This is a genomic window from Streptomyces sp. M41 (genome assembly GCF_043673425.1).
In the GTDB taxonomy this organism is placed as follows: domain Bacteria; phylum Actinomycetota; class Actinomycetes; order Streptomycetales; family Streptomycetaceae; genus Streptomyces.
Map to the genome: position 1 here is coordinate 1 of NZ_JBIMKE010000003.1, position 16,836 is coordinate 16,836.

A 16,836-nucleotide genomic window follows, 5' to 3' on the forward strand; every position below is an offset into this window, starting at 1 on the left:
CGAACCCGGAAGCTAAGCCTTACAGCGCCGATGGTACTGCAGGGGGGACCCTGTGGGAGAGTAGGACGCCGCCGAACAAATTTTGAGAAATCCCCCGTGCCATTCGGCACGGGGGATTTCTGCGTTTAGGGTCGTGGCCATGGACTACGACCTCGTCATCTTTGACAACGACGGCGTGCTCGTCGACAGCGAGCCCATTTCCAATCGGCTTCTCGCCGCATACCTCACGGAGCTCGGGCACCGCACGTCGTACGAGGACTCCATTCGGGACTACATGGGCTCGGCGATGCACCGGATTCATGAGCTGGTGCTGGAGCGGACGGGGCGGCGGCTTCCCGAGGACTTCGACGATGTCTTCCACGCGCGAGTGTTCGCCGCGTTCGAGCGGGAGTTGAAGGCCGTGGTCGGGGCGGCGGACGTACTGGAGAAGCTGGTGGAGGACGGGGTGCCGTACTGCGTGGCATCGTCCGGGAGCCATGAGCGGATTCGGGTCGGACATCGGACGACCGGGCTCGACCGGTTCTTCGAGTACGGGCGGATCTTCAGTTCTCAGGACGTGGGGCGAGGGAAGCCGGCGCCCGATCTGTTCCTGTACGCCGCCGAGCGGATGGGCGTCGCGCCGGAGCGATGTGTTGTCGTCGAGGACAGCCCGTTGGGGGTGCAGGCAGCCGTTGCGGCCGGGATGGACGTGTACGGGTTCACCGCGATGACTCCCGCCGCGAAGCTGAGCGGGGCCACGCGACTCTTCGTCGGCATGGGGGAGTTGGTCGCTCTGCTCGGCACGCGCGCTGAGCACGGCCCGAACTGAACTTGAGGGAAATTCATCTTTGGCTGGATCTACCCACCAGTACCCCGGGGCCCTACGCTCGCCGCCATGACGGATGTGCTGCGGCGCGGTAGGGCCTCGTTGGCGTTCGGGTTCTTCGCCCAAGGGGTCGCCTTTGCCCTGCTGGTGACGCGGATTCCGGCCATTCAGGACCGGTACGGAGTCTCCGACGCGCTGCTGCCGGCCTTCCTTGCCGCCGTGCCGATCCTCGCCGGTGTCGGCAGTGTGGCCACCGAGCGGCTGGTGAAGCGGATACCGGCGAGCCGGTTGCTGCGCTGGTCCCAGCCCGTCGTGCTGCTGGCGCTGCTCGGGGTCGGGGCGGGGGAGCGGATGCTCGAGCTGGGGGTGGCGCTCGCCGCGTTCGGATTGGCGGTGGGTGTGCTGGACGCCTCGATGAACATGCTTGGGGTGAGCCTGCAACGGTCGTACGGGCGCAGCATCATGCTCAGTTTTCATGCGGCGTACAGCCTGGGCGGGATTGTGGGGGCCTCCTTGGCCTGGGTGGGGGCGCACTGGGAACTCGCGCTCGGCGTGTCGTATCTGCCGGTTGTCGTGGTGTTGGTGCCGGCGGCGCTGGTGGGGAGCCGGTGGTATGTCGATGGGCGCGTGGGGTGCGACGGGGCGGAGGAGGGGGCTGGTGAGCGGGGGGCGGTCGGCTTCAAGGTGCTGCTGCCGCTGTGTCTGGTGATGACCTTCGCCTACATCGGGGATTCGACCGTCTCCAACTGGAGCGCGAAGTACTTGCAGGATGTGCTGGGGAGTTCGGAGCAGCTGGCGACCGTGCCGTACAACATCTATATGGTCACCACGCTGGTGGGGCGGGCCCTCGGGGACCTCGGGGTGCGGCGGTTCGGTGCTGTCGCTGTGGTGCGGATGGGGGCGCTGGTGGCTGCCGTCGGGTTCGCGGTGGTGGCCGCGGCTCCGGGGGCGCGGGTCGGCATGCTGGGGTTCACGTTGCTGGGGCTCGGGCTGTGTGTGCTGGTGCCGCAGACGTTCGTGGCGGCCGGGCGATTGTTTCCCGGGGCGTCTGATACGGCCGTTGCGCGGCTCAATGTGTTCAACTACGTGGGCTTTTTGATCGGTTCGCCCTTGGTGGGGGCGTTGGGCGATGTGTGGAATTATCGCGGGGCCATGCTGGTGCCGATGGTGTTGGTGCTGGTGACGCTTGTGTACGCCCGTTCGTTCGCCACTCAACCGGACCGATACGGTGACGGGCATGAGCGGCCGCGCACAGCTGATGTGGGACGAGGCAGTAACGGGCTATGACTTCGGCCGGGACCATCCGATGGACCCGGTCCGGCTCGCCCTGACCCGGAGGCTCGTCGATGCCTTCGGCCTGGACAAGGACGTGGAGGTCGTCGCGGCGCAGCCGGCCGGGGACTCGACGTTGCGGCTGGTGCATCGGGAGGACTACATCGAGGCCGTGAAGGCGGCCTCGGCCGATCCGCGGGCGGCCGACCAGTCGTACGGGATCGGGACGCTGGATGATCCGGCCTTCGCGGGGATGCACGAGGTGTCCGCGCTGATCGCCGGGCAGTCGGTGGGTGCGGCGGAGGCCGTGTGGCGGGGGGACGCGCTGCACGCGGTGAACTTCGCGGGCGGACTGCACCATGCGATGCCGGGGGGTGCGTCGGGGTTCTGTATCTACAACGACGCCTCGCTGGCCATCGCCCGGCTGTTGGAGCTGGGGGCGGAGCGAGTCGCGTACATCGATGTGGATGTGCATCACGGGGACGGGGTGCAGGCGGCGTTCTGGGAGGACCCGAGGGTTCTGACGATTTCGCTGCATGAGCATCCTCGGACGCTGTTTCCGCAGACCGGGTGGCCCGAGGAGACCGGGGCGGGGGCCGCGGAGGGGACGGCTGTGAATGTCGCGTTGCCGGCCGGGACCGGGGACGCGGGGTGGCTGCGGGCGTTCCACGCGGTGGTGCCGGAGTTGATCGCGGAGTTCCGGCCGCAGGTGTTGGTGACGCAGCACGGCGCGGATACGCACTTCGAGGATCCCCTCGCGCATCTCGCCGTGTCTTTGGACGCGCAGCGGGCCGTGCAGGTGGCCTGTCATGAGCTGGCGCACGAGTACGCCGACGGGAAGTGGGTCGCCCTGGGCGGGGGCGGCTATGCGGTGGTGGAGGTGGTGCCGCGGTCCTGGACGCATCTGGTGGGGATCGCGGCGGGGCGGGCGGTCGAGCCTACGGCGATGATTCCGGAGGGGTGGCGGCAGGAAGTCTTCGCCCGTACCCGGCAGTTGGGCCCGGCGCGGATGACCGATGGGCGCTGGCCCGTGGCCTGGACGGACTGGGAGGCGGGGTACGACCCCGCGGATCGGTTGGATCAGGCGGTGCTGGCTACGCGGCGCGCGGTGTTTCCGCTGCGGGGGTTGTTGGCGTAGGGGGCCGGGGGCGTCCTGCGCCGCGCCGCGTGTGGTGGTGTGCGTGAGGCGGGTTTCCGGCTTCCGTGGTGCCCTGGGCGGTGTCAGGGTGTTAGGCCGACTGTGCGGTGTTTCCTCGTTCCCCGACCCGTGCTCTGTTTCATCCGTCACGATCGCTGACGTGTTGAGTAGGGGAGCTCTCCGTGCCCATCTGTTGGCTGCTCGGCTTGCCGGGTGCGTGGCTACCAGTCGGGAGGCAAGTCTCAGGAGTTATCGGCTTTTCGCGGCCCGGGACCCTCGGGTCGTCATCGGGCTGGATCCCGTGGGGGCGTGGGGGCAGCGGGAGTTGGTCGCGCTGATGGCGGAGAAGTGCGGGGTTTCGGCCGATCTGGGGTGTGTTTCTGGTCATGATGTGATTGATCCGGGGCGAACCTTGAGCAGGCTCGATGCCTTTGCCGAACGGGTCGGTGCTGCCGCCCAGCGCAGGGCTCCCGTGCTCATCGGGACCGGACATCCGCATCGGCTGCTCGGGTTCTACGCCGGCTTGGCGGACGCGTTGTCGGCGGCGGGATGTGCCGTCCTCACCCCTGCGTATGGTCGCTGTGTCGACATAACGACCCGGTTCGGCCTACGTACGTACAACCTTGACTACGTACGAGGAGTCGCGCTGGTGCGAGAACCCGGCGCCTCTCGCCCCGGTTGTGAGCCCGGCGCACACACGCACTCACCGCTCCCGGTTCGTACCGCGCTGGCCGCCGCGGCCGAGGCCGGCGGGCCGTTGCCCGAGCTGGTCGTCGGGGATCACGGCTGGGTCTGCGGGGCAGGTCAGCTGGGGTTTGAGGCCATTGGGCTGGCCGATATCGATGACCCCGCGCTCTTCGTGGGGGAGGCCGAGGGGGTTGTGGCCGTCGCCGTTCCACTTGATGACGCTGTGCGGTCTGATTACTACCGGCCGCTTACCCGCTACGTACTCAATCGAGCGTGTCTGTCCCAGTAGGCCGCCGATGGGTGCACCTCTTCCCCACTCGCATCACAGGCCCCTACATTGGGGAGTGAGCACGCAACGACGAAGAGTCACCGGAAGGGGAAGCCGGTGGCCGTCGAGTGCGGAAGGTTCAGGTGTGTCATGGCTGCAGCTGGCGAGAGGCCTCTGAACGAGGTTCAGTTCCTTACCGTGGCGGAGGTTGCCTCGGTGATGCGAGTGTCGAAGATGACCGTGTACCGGCTGGTGCACAGCGGTCATCTGCCCGCGATCCGGGTCGGGCGGTCGTTCCGAGTCCCGGAGCAAGCGGTTCACGAATACCTCCGCGAGAGCTATGTGGGGGTGGAAACCGCCTGACGGCACTGGGCGCAGGGGGATCCTCAGGGCTCTTCGGGATACCCCCTCGCCCCCTCGATTACGACCTCAGCGCTCGGGCGGGTAGGCTAGCCCCTCGTAGGTCGTGTGGGCCCATGGCGCCCAAACACCGAGTGATGAGAAGTGAGCGAGGGTAGTCGTGGGCTCTGTTATCAAGAAGCGGCGCAAGCGGATGGCCAAGAAGAAGCACCGCAAGCTGCTCAAGCGCACGCGCGTTCAGCGTCGCAACAAGAAGTAGTAGCAAAAAGAAGTGCGCGACGCCGCGAGACGCGGCGACGCCCTTGTGGCCCCCCACCGCATGGTGGGGGGCCACATGCGTATCGGATGCTGTGCGGTGAGCCGTACCGTGTGCGTATGTCCGGACGAGAGGTTCGGCGGTCCGGTCGTCCACACGGGTTTCTCGTCACTTCATGCAGTGGGCGGTCATCACAGCGCAACATCGACCCGCTAAGTTGGCCGCACACGGGGAACTCGGCTGGGGTACGAGTGCTGGAAGGAAGGCGCTGATCTTGGGCAAGGTCGTGCTCGTGACCGGAGTGGCCCGTCAACTGGGGGGCCGGTTCGTACGACGCATCCAGCGTGACCCGGAAGTGGACCGGGTGGTCGCCGTGGACGCGGTGCCGCCCGAGCATCATCTCGGCGGTGCCGACTTCATCCAGGCCGACATCCGGCAGCCCACCATCGCGCGGGTGCTGGCCGAGAGCGGCGCCGACACCGTCGTCCACATGGACGTGACCGGAACCGCGCTGGGCAGCGGCAGCCGGACCACGGTCAAGGAGACCAACGTCATCGGGACGATGCAGCTGCTGGGCGCCTGCCAGAAGTCCCCGAGCGTGCAGCGCCTGGTCGTGAAGTCCAGTACGAACGTGTACGGGTCCGCGCCGCGCGATCCGGCCGTCTTCACCGAGACGACTCCGCCCAAGTCGCTGCCCAGCGGCGGCTTCGCCAAGGACGCGGTGGAGGTCGAGGGGTATGTGCGCGGCTTCGCCCGGCGGCGGCCGGACGTCGCCGTGTGTGTGCTGCGGTTCGCCAACATCCTGGGCCCGTCCGCGGACACCCCGCTCGCCTCGTACTTCTCGCTGCCGGTCCTGCCCACCGGGTTCGGCTACGACCCCCGGCTTCAGTTCGTGCACGAGGACGACGTGATCGAGGTGCTGCGCATCGGCTCGCACGAACCGGCGCGGGGCACGCTCAACAGCGGCACCTTCAACATCGCCGGCGACGGTGTCCTGCTGCTCTCGCAGTGCGCCCGGCGGCTCGGGCGGCCCACGGTGCCGCTGCTGCTTCCCGCGGTCACCTGGGCGGGGTCCCTGGTGCGTACGCTGGGTATGTCGGACTTCTCACCCGAGCAGATCCGGCTGCTCACACATGGCCGGGTCGTGGCGACGGACCAGATGCGAGAGACGCTCGGATTCAAGCCGAAGTTCACGACGGCGGAGACGTTCGCGGAGTTCGCACGCAGCCGCGGGCCGGGTCTGCTGCCGCCGGAGGCCCTTGCGGGGGCCGTCGACCGGATCGCCGCGCTGCCCGTGCTGGGCGGCGGCCACCCCCCGACGCAGAGCGCCAACTGAGGAGCGCATCAACGATGGCGGACGCCAAGGTCATTCCGTTCGACGACGACCGGTCCCGTGGGAGCGCCGGGCAACGGCCGTCGCGGCGCCGGAGCGCGGGGAGCCGGCGCAAGAGTGGTGAATCCGCGCTGGTCCGCGAGGTCCAGCCCCTCCCGGGACGGGCCTTCGCGCAGGATGATGTTCCTGTGACACATGAGGAACAGCCGGCCCAGAAGCCCGAGCGCGACGGCGGTCTGGAGCGGCGTGTCGCGAGCGGCCTGGCCTTTCTGCGCCGCCGCCTCACCGGGGAATACGAGGTCGACGACTTCGGGTACGACGAGGAGCTCACCGACCAGGTCCTGATGTCCCTGCTGCGCCCGGTGTACGAGAACTACTTCCGGGTCGAGGTGAAGGGTGTCGAGAACATCCCGGCCGAGGGCGGCGCGCTGATCGTCGCCAACCACTCCGGGACGCTGCCGCTGGACGGCCTGATGATGCAGGTCGCCGTGCACGACCATCACCCGGCGGGCAGGCATCTGCGTCTCCTCGCCGCCGACCTGGTCTTCATGCTGCCGGTGGTCAACGAACTCGCGCGCAAGCTCGGCCACACCCTGGCCTGCGGCGAGGACGCGGAGCGGCTGCTGGGGCAGGGCGAGTTGGTCGGGGTGATGCCGGAGGGCTTCAAAGGCATCGGCAAGCCCTTCAGCGAGCGGTACAAGCTCCAGCGCTTCGGGCGGGGCGGGTTCGTCTCGACGGCGCTGCGGCAGCGTACGCCGATCATTCCCTGCTCGATCGTCGGGGCCGAGGAGATCTACCCGATGATCGGAAACGCGAGGACGCTGGCCCGGTTGCTGGGCTTTCCGTACTTTCCGCTGACGCCGACGTTTCCCTGGCTGGGGCCGCTGGGTGCGATTCCGTTGCCGACGAAGTGGACGATCCAGTTCGGGGAGCCGATCGCGACGGACGGTTATCCGCCGGAGGCGGCTGAGGATCCGATGCTGATGTTCAATCTGACGGACCAGGTCAGGGAGCAGATCCAGCACACGTTGTACAAGTTGCTGGTGCAGCGGCGGTCGGTGTTCTTCTGAGTTCTTCTTGCTTTTGAGTTCGTTCGCTTGCTTCTCGGTTCTTACGCCGATGGGGTGCCCCCCCGTGAGAAGGGGCGCCCCATCGGCGTAAGACCGGCTGTCCGAGCGCGCTAGTTCGTGTCGTCGCCCTCGATGCCCAGGCCCGGGAGGAGGCCGGGGAGCAGGGGCGGGAGGGTGACCGCGGGCTCGGTGCTCGGTGTGGACGTGGACGGTGAGGTGCCGGTGCTTCCGGTGTCCTTCGGGGGGTCGAGCAGGCCGCCGGTGTTGCCGCCGAGCAGGCCCTCGCCCTCGCTGCCGGAGCCCTCGGTCGACTTGCTGGGGCTGCTGGAGTGGCCGCTGCCGGAGGAGCCGCTGCCGGTGCTGGGGCGGGCGGAGCGGTCCGAACCGGACGAGCCGGTCGATGCCGACCCGGAACCGCCGCGCCGCTTGCCGTCGCCGCCGTCGGCTGCCGGGGGTTGCGGGAGCAGGGACTGGAGCGGGGCGACCTCCTCGTCTATGGCGTCGAACACCGACGAGACGCGGTCACTGACGTCCCCGAGCTGCATGGGCAGGCGCTCGCGGAGGCTGCCCCAGGCGGCCCGGTGCGAGCGGGAGAAGGCGGACAGGGCCTGGATGGGGCCCAGCGACTTCGGGTCGCGCTTGTACGCCTCGCGCAGCAGGCGATGCCCTTCGGAGGCGTCGTGCTGCATGCCGGACAGGGCGCGGCGGATCGCGGTGAGCGACTCGTGGTCGAGCTCTCCGCCGCGACCGCGCTCCATCAGTCGCCGGGCCTCGCTCAGCCGGGTGGAGGCCTGGTCGAGATAGCTGCGCCCGCGCTCGTCGTCGCCGTCGGCCAGGACGTTGAGCTTGAAGTCCTCGATGCCTCGTTTGAGGCCGTAGAGGGAGTCGCCGGGCAGTGCGTCGGAACTCGCCGCGGCCACGCCGCCGAAGGCTCCCGCGGCGACGCCCACGCTGAGCCCGCCCGCGGTGAGGCCCTTGGCGAGCCGTGAGCGTGGCCGGAACTTCCCCAGCGGGGTCGCCCGGTGCGCCCCTCGGGGCCGGTCCGTACGCTGCCCTGGTAGGCCGGGGCGCGCTTCGCCCGCCGCTGTGCCCTCCTGGAGCATGGCCTCCATCGCGGCCACGAGCTGAGCCCGCTGCACGACCTTGACCTCGGGGTCGAGTACGGGCTTGGGCAGCTCGCCGAGACCTTCGGTGAGGGCCAACAGGCGCCTCTGCTCGGACTGTTCCGCAGCAGCCGGTGCCGGTGCCGATCCATCGGGCTGCTCGGCCTGCTCGGCCGCCGAGCCCTGGTCGGTCAGCTCTTCCAGGGCCTGGGCGAAGGCGTTCGCCCGCCGGTGTGCCGATACGTTCGCGATCACTGGCGGCACCTCCTCTCGTCATGACGGTCGACTCCCCAGGGGGTCCTGAGGGTTGCACGCCCTGACCACTTGCACACGATCGAGTGATCGAAGTCGGCCAGGGAGTGACCACAGGGAGCCTGCATCCCGCACAACGAGCGGCGCGGCACTTGGGTTACGGACGGAGGAGGAACGGACCGCGAAGTCAACGGACTTTCACCGACGGTGAGTTGGAGTTGCGGAGAGTATTGGTCGGGTACGGGTGACGCGCTCAGCGCGCGTCGTCGGGCAGCAGCCGGGCGAGCGTGCGCACGGCCCGGTACTGCAGGGTCTTGATGGCGCCCTCGTTCTTGCCCATGACACGGGCGGTCTCGGCGACGGAGAGGCCCTGGAGGAAGCGGAGCGTGACGCACTCCTGCTGCTGGGGATTGAGCCGGCGGACGGCGTCGAGGAGGGCGGCGTTGGAGAGCGACTCGAGGACGGAGTCCTCCGGGGAGCGCTCGACCTCGTTGGCGTCGAGCATCTCGCCGGTGGTGACCTCCAGGCGGAACCGGCTGGACTTGAAGTGGTCCGCGACCAGGTTGCGGGCGATGGTGACGAGCCAGGCACCGAAGTCCCGGCCCTGCCAGGTGAAGGTACCGATGCGGCGCAGGGCCCGCAGAAAGGTCTCGCTCGTGAGGTCTTCCGCGGTGGCCTTGCCGCCGACCCGGTAGTAGATGTAGCGGTAAACGGTGTCGCTGTACTGGTCGTAGAGCCGGCCGAACGCGTCGGCCTCGCCGGCCTGCGCGCGTTCCACCAGATCCATCATGCGGGCGCTGTCGCTGTCCGCGGCAGGCCGCCGAGCGGTCGTGGCGCCGGCCGAGCGCCCGCGTCTGCCGACGGCGGCGCTGCCGTCGGCGAGCGCGTAGCAAGGGCCTACGGGCGCGGTGGTTACGGCGAGGGCGGGGACGGCGTACGCGGTGGGGACGAAGCCGCGCAACAGGTCTTGGACCGTTGCGCGCAGCGTAGCCAGGCCCGAGGCGTCAACCCCGACGTGTGGGTACACGGGACTCCCAGAGGCAGAGCTTCCATCACGTGCAGTGCGGGACCGTTCACCCGTCGTAGCGACGGAGGGGTACCGGATTGCGTCTGAGGAGAATAACGCTTCGTGCAGGCACTGCTACGCCCAGTTGCTCAAATCACCGATTGCGTCTCTTCTGTAACCGATTGACGGCCGATCAAGTGCCGGAGAGTGACCGTTTGTTGATCGAAGTCGTCCGTGTTCCGGCTGACTCCGGGGCGTGTTGTGGCCGTGTGCAGCCAAGGGGACTGGACAGCGGGATGCCGGGGTAGGGGAGCGGATTGGCCTGCGCGGCCGGGCGTGGCCCCAGGGGGTGCCCGACGGCGTCTCTAGCGGCGGCGGCGGTGCAGGGCGATCGCCGCGGCCGTGCCGCCGGCCACCGCGCCGACGCCCGCCGCCGCGGGGATGCCGACCTTCGCCGCCTTGCGGCCCGTGCGGTAGTCGCGCAGGCGCCAGTCCAGCTGCCGGGCGTGTTTGCGCAGCTTGGTGTCGGGGTTGATCGCGTAGGGGTGGCCGACCAGGGAGAGCATCGGGATGTCGTTGTGCGAGTCGCTGTACGCGGCGCAGCGGGAGAGGTCCAGGCCCTCCGCGGCGGCCAGGGCGCGCACCGCCTCCGCCTTCGCCGGGCCGTGCAGCGGCTCGCCGACCAGCTTGCCCGTGTATACGCCGTCCACCGACTCCGCGACCGTGCCCAGGGCGCCGGTCAGGCCGAGGCGGCGGGCGATCACCGTGGCGATCTCCACCGGGGCGGCGGTCACCAGCCACACCTTCTGGCCGGCGTCCAGGTGTGCCTGGGCCAGCGCGCGGGTGCCGGGCCAGATGCGCTCGGCCATGTACTCGTCGTAGATCTCCTCGCCGATCGACTGGAGCTCGGCGACGCGGTGGCCCTGCACGATCGACAACGCCGAGTCGCGGGCCTCCTGCATGTGCTCGGGGTCCTCGACCCCGGCCAGCCGGAACCACGCCTGCTGCCAGGCGAACTTGGCGAGCTCGCGGGTCTCGAAGAACTTCCGCTTGTACAGGCCCCGCCCGAAGTGGAAGAGGGCGGCGCCCTGCATCACCGTGTTGTCCAGATCGAAGAACGCGGCGGCGTGCTCGTCGCCGAGTACCGGGAACTCCGGTTCCTGGTCGGAGACCTCCGTCGTCTCCTGCGACGACTTGCGCGCTGCCTCCGCAGAGGCCTCGCCTGCCAACACGCTCCGCGCCGTGGCGGAGCGCCTACGGGGAGTGAGCCATCCGAGAGCGGCCATGACCGTGAGCATAGCCAGTTTGTTCGGAGCTACCGGTCTCGTGAGGTTTGAAGGCCGTGAACTCTCCGCGACCGTGTCGTTAAAGGGACGGCTGCCGAAGCGGATGCCGTGCCGGGGCGACCGCCAGGTCAGCCGGTGGTTCCCCTTCCGCTCCGCCGTGGCCCGCGTCGCGCGAGAATGGCTGACATGAGCCCCTTCTTCCGCCGTGGCGCGGCCAGGCCCCTGCAGGACCGGCTGGTCACGCTGATCCGTAAGCCCGGGTGCCATCTGTGTGATGACGCACAGATCGTCATCGAGAAGGTGTGCGGGGAACTGGGCGTGCCCTGGGAGGAGAAGGACATCTCCCAGGACCCGCAACTCCACGACCAGTACTGGGAGCAGATCCCCGTCGTCCTGGTCGACGGAGCCCAGCACACCTTCTGGCGCGTGAACGAAGATCGCCTCCGCAAAGCACTGACCGACTAGTCCAACTGGTCGGGAAACTGGCTTAGGATCGACGGCGAGTTGGTCTCGGGGGCGGGGATCGTTGAGGAGAGTGTGCGGTTTTGCCCCCAGGAGCAGAGGAACGGTGGTGCGTATGCGCCGGTTCCAAGCCAGTGCGCCGGGCGTGCGTGAGCCCGGTCACGTTGGGCGGGCAAATCGGACACCATCTTTGTGCACGCGTTCACAAAGACATAGCCTGCATTCGACGGGGCGGTCATGTAGGGACGTGTGACCGCCTACAGCCCCGCTCTACCCGCAGGAGCACCGTGGCAACTGGCCGAGCACACCGACCGGCGACCCGCAGCCGAGGGATTCCCGAGGCCACCGTCGCCAGGCTTCCGCTGTACCTCCGCGCGCTGACCGCACTGTCGGAGCGCTCGGTACCCACGGTCTCCTCCGAGGAGCTCGCAGCCGCGGCGGGGGTCAACTCCGCGAAGCTGCGCAAGGACTTCTCGTACCTCGGGTCCTACGGGACGCGTGGTGTGGGGTACGACGTCGAGTATCTCGTCTACCAGATCTCCCGCGAACTGGGGCTCACCCAGGACTGGCCGGTTGTGATCGTCGGTATCGGTAACCTCGGCGCCGCCCTCGCCAACTACGGCGGATTCGCCTCCCGCGGCTTCCGGGTGGCCGCGCTCATCGACGCCGATCCCGCGATGGCCGGAAAGCCCGTCGCCGGGATCCCGGTGCAGCACTCCGACGACCTGGAGAAGATCATCCAGGACAACGGCGTGTCCATCGGTGTCATCGCCACCCCCGCCGGTGCCGCGCAGGCCGTCTGCGACCGGCTCGTGGCCGCCGGGGTCACCTCCATCCTGAACTTCGCGCCGACCGTGCTGTCCGTCCCGGACGGCGTCGACGTGCGCAAGGTCGACCTGTCGATCGAGCTTCAGATCCTCGCCTTCCACGAGCAGCGCAAGGCCGGCGAGGAGGCCGCCTCCGACGGCGGTGTCCCGGCCGCCGCCACCCGTGACGAGTCCGCCGACCAGGGGCCCGACGGGGACGTACCCGCCGTGATGCCGGCATGAGTCTCCTCGTCGTGGGGCTGAGCCACCGCAGCGCTCCGGTCAGCGTGCTGGAGCGTGCGGCGCTCGGCGCGGACGCCCAGATCAAGCTGCTCCAGGACACCGTCGCCGCCGAGCCGGCCACCGAGGCCGCGGTGCTGGCCACCTGCAACCGCATCGAGCTCTACGCCGACGTGGACAAGTTCCACGCCGGGGTCGCCGAGCTGTCCACGCTGCTCGCCCAGCACAGCGGGGTGGGTCTGGACGAGCTCACGCCCTATCTGTACGTGCACTACGAGGACCGGGCCGTCCACCACCTGTTCTCGGTGGCCTGCGGGCTCGACTCCATGGTCGTCGGGGAAGGCCAGATCCTCGGCCAGATCAAGGACTCCCTCGCCAAGGCTCAGGACCTGCACAGCGCCGGACGGCTGCTGAACGACCTGTTCCAGCAGGCCCTGCGGGTCGGCAAGCGCGCCCACTCCGAGACGGGCATCGACCGCGCCGGGCAGTCCCTGGTGACCTTCGGCCTGGAGCAGCTGGCCGTCGGGACGGACGTGGCCACCTGGGCCGGCGGCAAGAAGGCGCTGGTCATCGGGGCCGGGTCGATGTCGTCGCTGGCCGCCGCCACCCTCGCGCGTGCCGGTGTCGCCGAAGTCGTCGTCGCCAACCGCACCTTCGACCGCGCCGAGCGCCTCGCCCAGATCCTGACCGAGGCCGGAGACACGGACGTGTCCGCCCGCGCGGTACCGATGGAGTCGGTGCCGGTCGAGCTGACACGTGCCGATGTCGTCGTCTCCTGCACCGGCGCGACCGGGCTGGTCCTCACCGCCGCGGCGATCGCGGAGGCGGTGGAGGGCCGTACCGGCCGGCCGGTCGCCTTCGACGAGGCCGCCGACGGCGGTCGTACGGCGGACCAGGTGCCCGGAGCCCGGGCGCACGGCGACAGCACCGACGTACCGCAGACTCCGCTGCCGCCCACCAGCGTCGGCACGGACGAGAACTGTCCGCTGGACCTCGCCGGTGTGCAGGGAGGATTCTCCGTGCACGGGGAGGCCGCCGTCGCCGGCATGGACGCGGCCACGCTGGAGCAGCACGCGGCGTGGGCGGCGGGCAGTGCCGTCGACCGCCGGGAGGCCGCCCGGCGCAGCCCCGAGGCCGACGCCGAGCTGATCACCGCGCTTGCCGCGACCGTGGCCACCGTCGGCCGGATCCCGGAGCGCCGGCGGCCCGAGCCGGTCGTCGAGGCGCCCCGCCCCGCTCCGGTGCTCTGGCTGCTGGACCTCGCCATGCCGCGCGACATCGACGCAGCGGCGCACCGGCTGGCCGGGGTGCGGCTGGTCGACATCGAGTCGCTGGCGGAAGCTTCCGCCACCGCCTCCGACGAGCGGACCGCGTCCGCGGCGCCGATGGCGGCCGACGTCGACCAGGTCCGCCGTATCGTCGCCGACGAGGTCGCGGCCTTCGGGGCGGCGCAGCGGGCCGCGCACATCACGCCCACCGTCGTCGCGCTGCGCACGATGGCCGCCGATGTCGTGGCGAACGAGATCGCCCGGCTCGAGGGTCGGCTGCCCGGCCTCGACGACAAGCACCGCAGTGAGATCACCCAGACCGTCAAGCGGGTGGTCGACAAGCTGCTGCACGCCCCGACGGTCCGGGTCAAGCAGCTCGCGGCCGAGCCCGGCGGCGCCGGGTACGCGGACGCCCTGCGGACCCTGTTCGACCTCGACCAGGAGACGGTGGCCTCCGTCTCGCGCGCCGAGGACAGCACCGAAGAGAACCGAGGCCCACGATGACTCAGCAGGCACTACGGCTCGGCACCAGGCGCAGCAAGCTCGCCATGGCCCAGTCCGGGATGGTCGCGGATGCCGTGCGCCAGGTGACCGGACGGCCCGTCGAGCTCGTCGAGATCACCACGTACGGCGATGTCTCCCGCGAGTCGCTCTCGCAGATCGGCGGCACCGGCGTGTTCGTGACCGCCCTGCGTGACGCGCTGCTGAGGGGCGAGGTCGACTTCGCGGTGCACTCCCTGAAGGACCTGCCGACCACGCAGCCCGAGGAGCTGTCGCTCGCGGCCGTGCCGGTGCGGGAGGACCCCCGGGACGTGATCGTCGCGCGGGACGCCCTGAAGTTCACCGACCTGCCGCGCGGTGCGCGCATCGGTACGGGTTCGCCGCGCCGCATGGCGCAGCTGAACGCGTACGCCCGCGGCCACGGGCTGGACATCGAGACCGTGCCGATCCGCGGGAACGTCGACACCCGCATCGGATACGTGCGTGACGGTGAGCTGGATGCGGTGGTGCTGGCCGCGGCCGGCCTCAGCCGCATCGGGCGCATCGAGGAAGTGACCGACTTCCTGTCGGTCGACACCGTTTTGCCCGCCCCCGGCCAGGGGGCCCTGGCGATCGAGTGCACCGCGGACGACGCGGACCTGATCGCCGCGCTCGGGGAGCTCGACGACCCGTTCACGCGGGTCGCCGTGACCGCCGAGCGATCACTGCTCGCCGCCCTGGAGGCCGGCTGCAGCGCACCTGTGGGTGCGCTGGCCGACCTTCTGGCCGACGGGCAGATTGTCAAGGAAATGCGCCTGCGCGGCGTCGTCGGGACGACCGACGGCACCCGCACGGTGCAGCTGTCCACCACCGGTCCCGTGCCCGAGACGCACGACCAAGCGCTGGCGCTCGGTCGCGAACTCGCCACCGAGATGCTTGCGCAGGGCGCGGCCGGTCTGATGGGGGAGCGAGCACAGTGAGCCCCACCACCCTTCCCGCCGGCCTCGAACACGGGCACGTCACCTTCCTCGGTGCCGGACCCGGGGATCCGGGACTGCTGACCCTGCGCGCCGTGGAGGCGCTGGCGAACGCGGACGTGCTCGTCGCCGAGCACGACGTGCTCGACGTCGTGCGGACGCACGCGCGGTCATCGGTCGCGGTCGTGAACACGCAGACCGGGCCGACGCCGGATCCGCAACCGGGCGCGAGCACGCCTCCCCCGACGCTGGTTGACGGCACGTCAAAAAGCGCTGAGGTACCCGCAGTGCGGGATGCGGCACATCTTGTCATGGAGGCCGCGCGGGGCGGCAGGCGGGTCGTGCGTGCGGTGTCCGGGGATCCCGGGCTCGACGCGTACGCCGCCGAGGAGATGCTGGCCTGCGCCGCGGCGGGCGTGCCGTTCGAGGTCGTGCCCGGCGTGGCCACGGCCGTCGGCGTGCCCGCCTACGCCGGCGTTCCGCTGCGGGACGCGCAGGGCGCGGACGTGCGGTTCGTGGACGCGCGCACGGCATCGGACCGCTGCTGGACCGAGGTCGGGGCGTCCGACGGGACCGTGGTCGTCTCGACGACGCTGGACTCCGTCGCCGCGGCAGCCGGTGAGCTGGTGTCGGCGGGCCGCAAGCCCGATACGCCGATGACGGTGACCGTCGCCGGTACGACGACCCGGCAGCGGACGTGGACGGCCACGCTCGGCACCATCGCCCAGACCCTGAAGCAGGCGAAGGTGCTGCCGTCGCCGGAGGGCGGCCGGCCGGTGATAGCCGTGGTCGGTGAGCGTTCCGCCCCCGCCCAGCGTGATCAGCTGGCGTGGTTCGAGTCCAAGCCGCTGTTCGGCTGGAAGGTCCTCGTGCCGCGCACGAAGGAGCAGGCGGCCTCGCTCTCCGACCAGTTGCGGTCCTACGGTGCCGTGCCGCACGAGGTGCCGACGATCGCCGTCGAGCCGCCGCGCACGCCCCAGCAGATGGAGCGGGCGGTCAAGGGCCTGGTGACGGGCCGCTACGAGTGGATCGCCTTCACCTCGGTCAACGCCGTCAAGGCGGTCCGGGAGAAGTTCGAGGAGTACGGGCTCGACGCCCGGGCCTTCGCGGGGATCAAGGTCGCCGCGGTGGGCGAGCAGACGGCCAACGCGCTGATCGCGTTCGGTGTGAAGCCGGACCTGGTGCCGAGCGGTGAGCAGTCGGCCGCCGGTCTGCTGGAGGACTGGCCGCCCTACGACCCGGTGTTCGACCCGATCGACCGGGTGTTCCTGCCGCGGGCCGACATCGCCACGGAGACGCTGGTGGCCGGGCTGATCGAGCTCGGCTGGGAGGTCGACGACGTCACGGCCTACCGGACCGTGCGGGCCTCGCCGCCGCCGGCGGAGACACGGGAGGCGATCAAGGGGGGCGGCTTCGACGCCGTGCTCTTCACGTCGTCGTCCACCGTGCGCAACCTGGTGGGTATCGCCGGCAAGCCGCACAACGTGACCGTGATCGCCTGTATCGGCCCGGCCACGGCCAAGACCGCCGAGGAACACGGCCTGCGCGTGGACGTCATGGCTCCCGAGCCGAGCGTGCACAAGCTGGCCGAGGCGCTGGCCGACTTCGGCATGAAGCGGCGGGCGGCGTCCCTCGCGGCCGGGGACGCGGTGACCCGGCCGAGCGAGCGCAGGCCGGGGGCCCGGCGGCGGCGGGCGACCTGAGCACGCCGCCGCTGCTCGCGAGCTGAGCGCACGCGCACGCCGTTCGCGATATGACGAAAAAGGG

The 16,836-nt window shown here is 70.1% G+C and carries 16 protein-coding genes and 1 rRNA gene; 14 read left to right on the forward strand and 3 right to left on the reverse strand.

From position 1 onward, the window contains the following. The 9 genes from rrf to ACHBTE_RS04400 form a co-directional block, all read left to right on the forward strand. A 5S ribosomal RNA gene (rrf, locus tag ACHBTE_RS04360) occupies positions 1 to 77 on the forward strand; the annotation flags it as partial. Positions 78 to 139: 62 nt separating this feature from the next. Continuing rightward, on the forward strand, positions 140 to 808 hold the full coding sequence (locus ACHBTE_RS04365) for an HAD family hydrolase (protein ID WP_394722003.1): 669 nt from the start codon (positions 140 to 142) through the stop codon (positions 806 to 808). A gap of 66 nt (positions 809 to 874) precedes the next feature. Next, complete coding sequence (locus ACHBTE_RS04370) at positions 875 to 2,092, forward strand: MFS transporter (protein ID WP_394722004.1); 1,218 nt, start codon at positions 875 to 877, stop codon at positions 2,090 to 2,092. Continuing rightward, on the forward strand, positions 2,043 to 3,215 hold the full coding sequence (locus ACHBTE_RS04375; protein WP_394722005.1) for an acetoin utilization protein AcuC: 1,173 nt from the start codon (positions 2,043 to 2,045) through the stop codon (positions 3,213 to 3,215). The genes ACHBTE_RS04370 and ACHBTE_RS04375 overlap by 50 nt, the downstream gene beginning before the upstream one ends. 160 nt (positions 3,216 to 3,375) lie before the next feature. Further along, positions 3,376 to 4,191, forward strand: a complete 816-nt coding sequence (locus tag ACHBTE_RS04380; protein ID WP_394722006.1) for a phosphatase — start codon at positions 3,376 to 3,378, stop codon at positions 4,189 to 4,191. Between the two features lie 129 nt (positions 4,192 to 4,320). After that, positions 4,321 to 4,533 (forward strand): helix-turn-helix domain-containing protein, encoded by a 213-nt coding sequence (locus tag ACHBTE_RS04385; protein WP_004984898.1) that lies wholly within the window; start codon positions 4,321 to 4,323, stop codon positions 4,531 to 4,533. Positions 4,534 to 4,690: 157 nt separating this feature from the next. Beyond that, positions 4,691 to 4,789, forward strand: coding sequence for a 30S ribosomal protein bS22 (locus ACHBTE_RS04390; RefSeq protein WP_003948845.1), 99 nt, complete (start codon positions 4,691 to 4,693; stop codon positions 4,787 to 4,789). Between the two features lie 271 nt (positions 4,790 to 5,060). Next, positions 5,061 to 6,122, forward strand: coding sequence for an NAD-dependent epimerase/dehydratase family protein (locus ACHBTE_RS04395; protein ID WP_394722007.1), 1,062 nt, complete (start codon positions 5,061 to 5,063; stop codon positions 6,120 to 6,122). A 14-nt stretch (positions 6,123 to 6,136) separates the two neighbouring features. Next, a complete protein-coding gene (locus ACHBTE_RS04400) occupies positions 6,137 to 7,189 on the forward strand; it encodes a lysophospholipid acyltransferase family protein (protein ID WP_394722009.1) in 1,053 nt (350 codons plus the stop codon). A 110-nt stretch (positions 7,190 to 7,299) separates the two neighbouring features. Here the strand turns inward: ACHBTE_RS04400 and ACHBTE_RS04405 are convergent, their stop codons facing one another. From ACHBTE_RS04405 to ACHBTE_RS04415, 3 genes are all read right to left on the reverse strand, one after another. After that, positions 7,300 to 8,547 (reverse strand): DUF5667 domain-containing protein, encoded by a 1,248-nt coding sequence (locus tag ACHBTE_RS04405; RefSeq protein ID WP_394722012.1) that lies wholly within the window; start codon positions 8,545 to 8,547, stop codon positions 7,300 to 7,302. A 250-nt stretch (positions 8,548 to 8,797) separates the two neighbouring features. Then, complete coding sequence (locus ACHBTE_RS04410) at positions 8,798 to 9,571, reverse strand: ECF subfamily RNA polymerase sigma factor, BldN family (RefSeq protein WP_394722013.1); 774 nt, start codon at positions 9,569 to 9,571, stop codon at positions 8,798 to 8,800. A 344-nt stretch (positions 9,572 to 9,915) separates the two neighbouring features. Further along, a complete protein-coding gene (locus ACHBTE_RS04415) occupies positions 9,916 to 10,836 on the reverse strand; it encodes an HAD family hydrolase (protein WP_394722014.1) in 921 nt (306 codons plus the stop codon). A gap of 177 nt (positions 10,837 to 11,013) precedes the next feature. Here ACHBTE_RS04415 and ACHBTE_RS04420 point away from each other — a divergent pair, with 177 nt between their 5' ends. The 5 genes from ACHBTE_RS04420 (at position 11,014) to ACHBTE_RS04440 (ending at position 16,772) form a co-directional block, all read left to right on the forward strand. Further along, entirely contained in the window at positions 11,014 to 11,301 is a 288-nt protein-coding gene (locus ACHBTE_RS04420; RefSeq protein WP_394722015.1) for a glutaredoxin family protein, read from the forward strand. Between the two features lie 284 nt (positions 11,302 to 11,585). Continuing rightward, positions 11,586 to 12,347 (forward strand): redox-sensing transcriptional repressor Rex, encoded by a 762-nt coding sequence (locus tag ACHBTE_RS04425; RefSeq protein ID WP_394722016.1) that lies wholly within the window; start codon positions 11,586 to 11,588, stop codon positions 12,345 to 12,347. After that, positions 12,344 to 14,116 (forward strand): glutamyl-tRNA reductase, encoded by a 1,773-nt coding sequence (locus ACHBTE_RS04430; protein ID WP_394722017.1) that lies wholly within the window; start codon positions 12,344 to 12,346, stop codon positions 14,114 to 14,116. The genes ACHBTE_RS04425 and ACHBTE_RS04430 overlap by 4 nt, the downstream gene beginning before the upstream one ends. Beyond that, a complete protein-coding gene (gene hemC, locus ACHBTE_RS04435; protein WP_394722018.1) occupies positions 14,113 to 15,072 on the forward strand; it encodes a hydroxymethylbilane synthase in 960 nt (319 codons plus the stop codon). The genes ACHBTE_RS04430 and hemC overlap by 4 nt, the downstream gene beginning before the upstream one ends. Continuing rightward, entirely contained in the window at positions 15,069 to 16,772 is a 1,704-nt protein-coding gene (locus ACHBTE_RS04440; RefSeq protein WP_394722019.1) for a uroporphyrinogen-III synthase, read from the forward strand. Before hemC ends, ACHBTE_RS04440 begins: the two co-directional genes overlap by 4 nt. Positions 16,773 to 16,836 lie beyond the last annotated feature (64 nt).

What these genes read in the sequence shown, in the direction of transcription:
- ACHBTE_RS04415 (WP_394722014.1), bottom strand. Translation starts at nt 10,836, where the DNA reads ATGGCCGCTCTCGGATGGCTCACTCCCCGTAGGCGCTCCGCCACGGCG.
- ACHBTE_RS04420 (WP_394722015.1), top strand. Translation starts at nt 11,014, where the DNA reads ATGGCTGACATGAGCCCCTTCTTCCGCCGTGGCGCGGCCAGGCCCCTG.
- ACHBTE_RS04400 (WP_394722009.1), top strand. Translation starts at nt 6,137, where the DNA reads ATGGCGGACGCCAAGGTCATTCCGTTCGACGACGACCGGTCCCGTGGG.
- hemC (WP_394722018.1), top strand. Translation starts at nt 14,113, where the DNA reads ATGACTCAGCAGGCACTACGGCTCGGCACCAGGCGCAGCAAGCTCGCC.
- ACHBTE_RS04430 (WP_394722017.1), top strand. Translation starts at nt 12,344, where the DNA reads ATGAGTCTCCTCGTCGTGGGGCTGAGCCACCGCAGCGCTCCGGTCAGC.
- ACHBTE_RS04375 (WP_394722005.1), top strand. Translation starts at nt 2,043, where the DNA reads ATGAGCGGCCGCGCACAGCTGATGTGGGACGAGGCAGTAACGGGCTAT.
- ACHBTE_RS04370 (WP_394722004.1), top strand. Translation starts at nt 875, where the DNA reads ATGACGGATGTGCTGCGGCGCGGTAGGGCCTCGTTGGCGTTCGGGTTC.
- ACHBTE_RS04385 (WP_004984898.1), top strand. Translation starts at nt 4,321, where the DNA reads ATGGCTGCAGCTGGCGAGAGGCCTCTGAACGAGGTTCAGTTCCTTACC.
- ACHBTE_RS04365 (WP_394722003.1), top strand. Translation starts at nt 140, where the DNA reads ATGGACTACGACCTCGTCATCTTTGACAACGACGGCGTGCTCGTCGAC.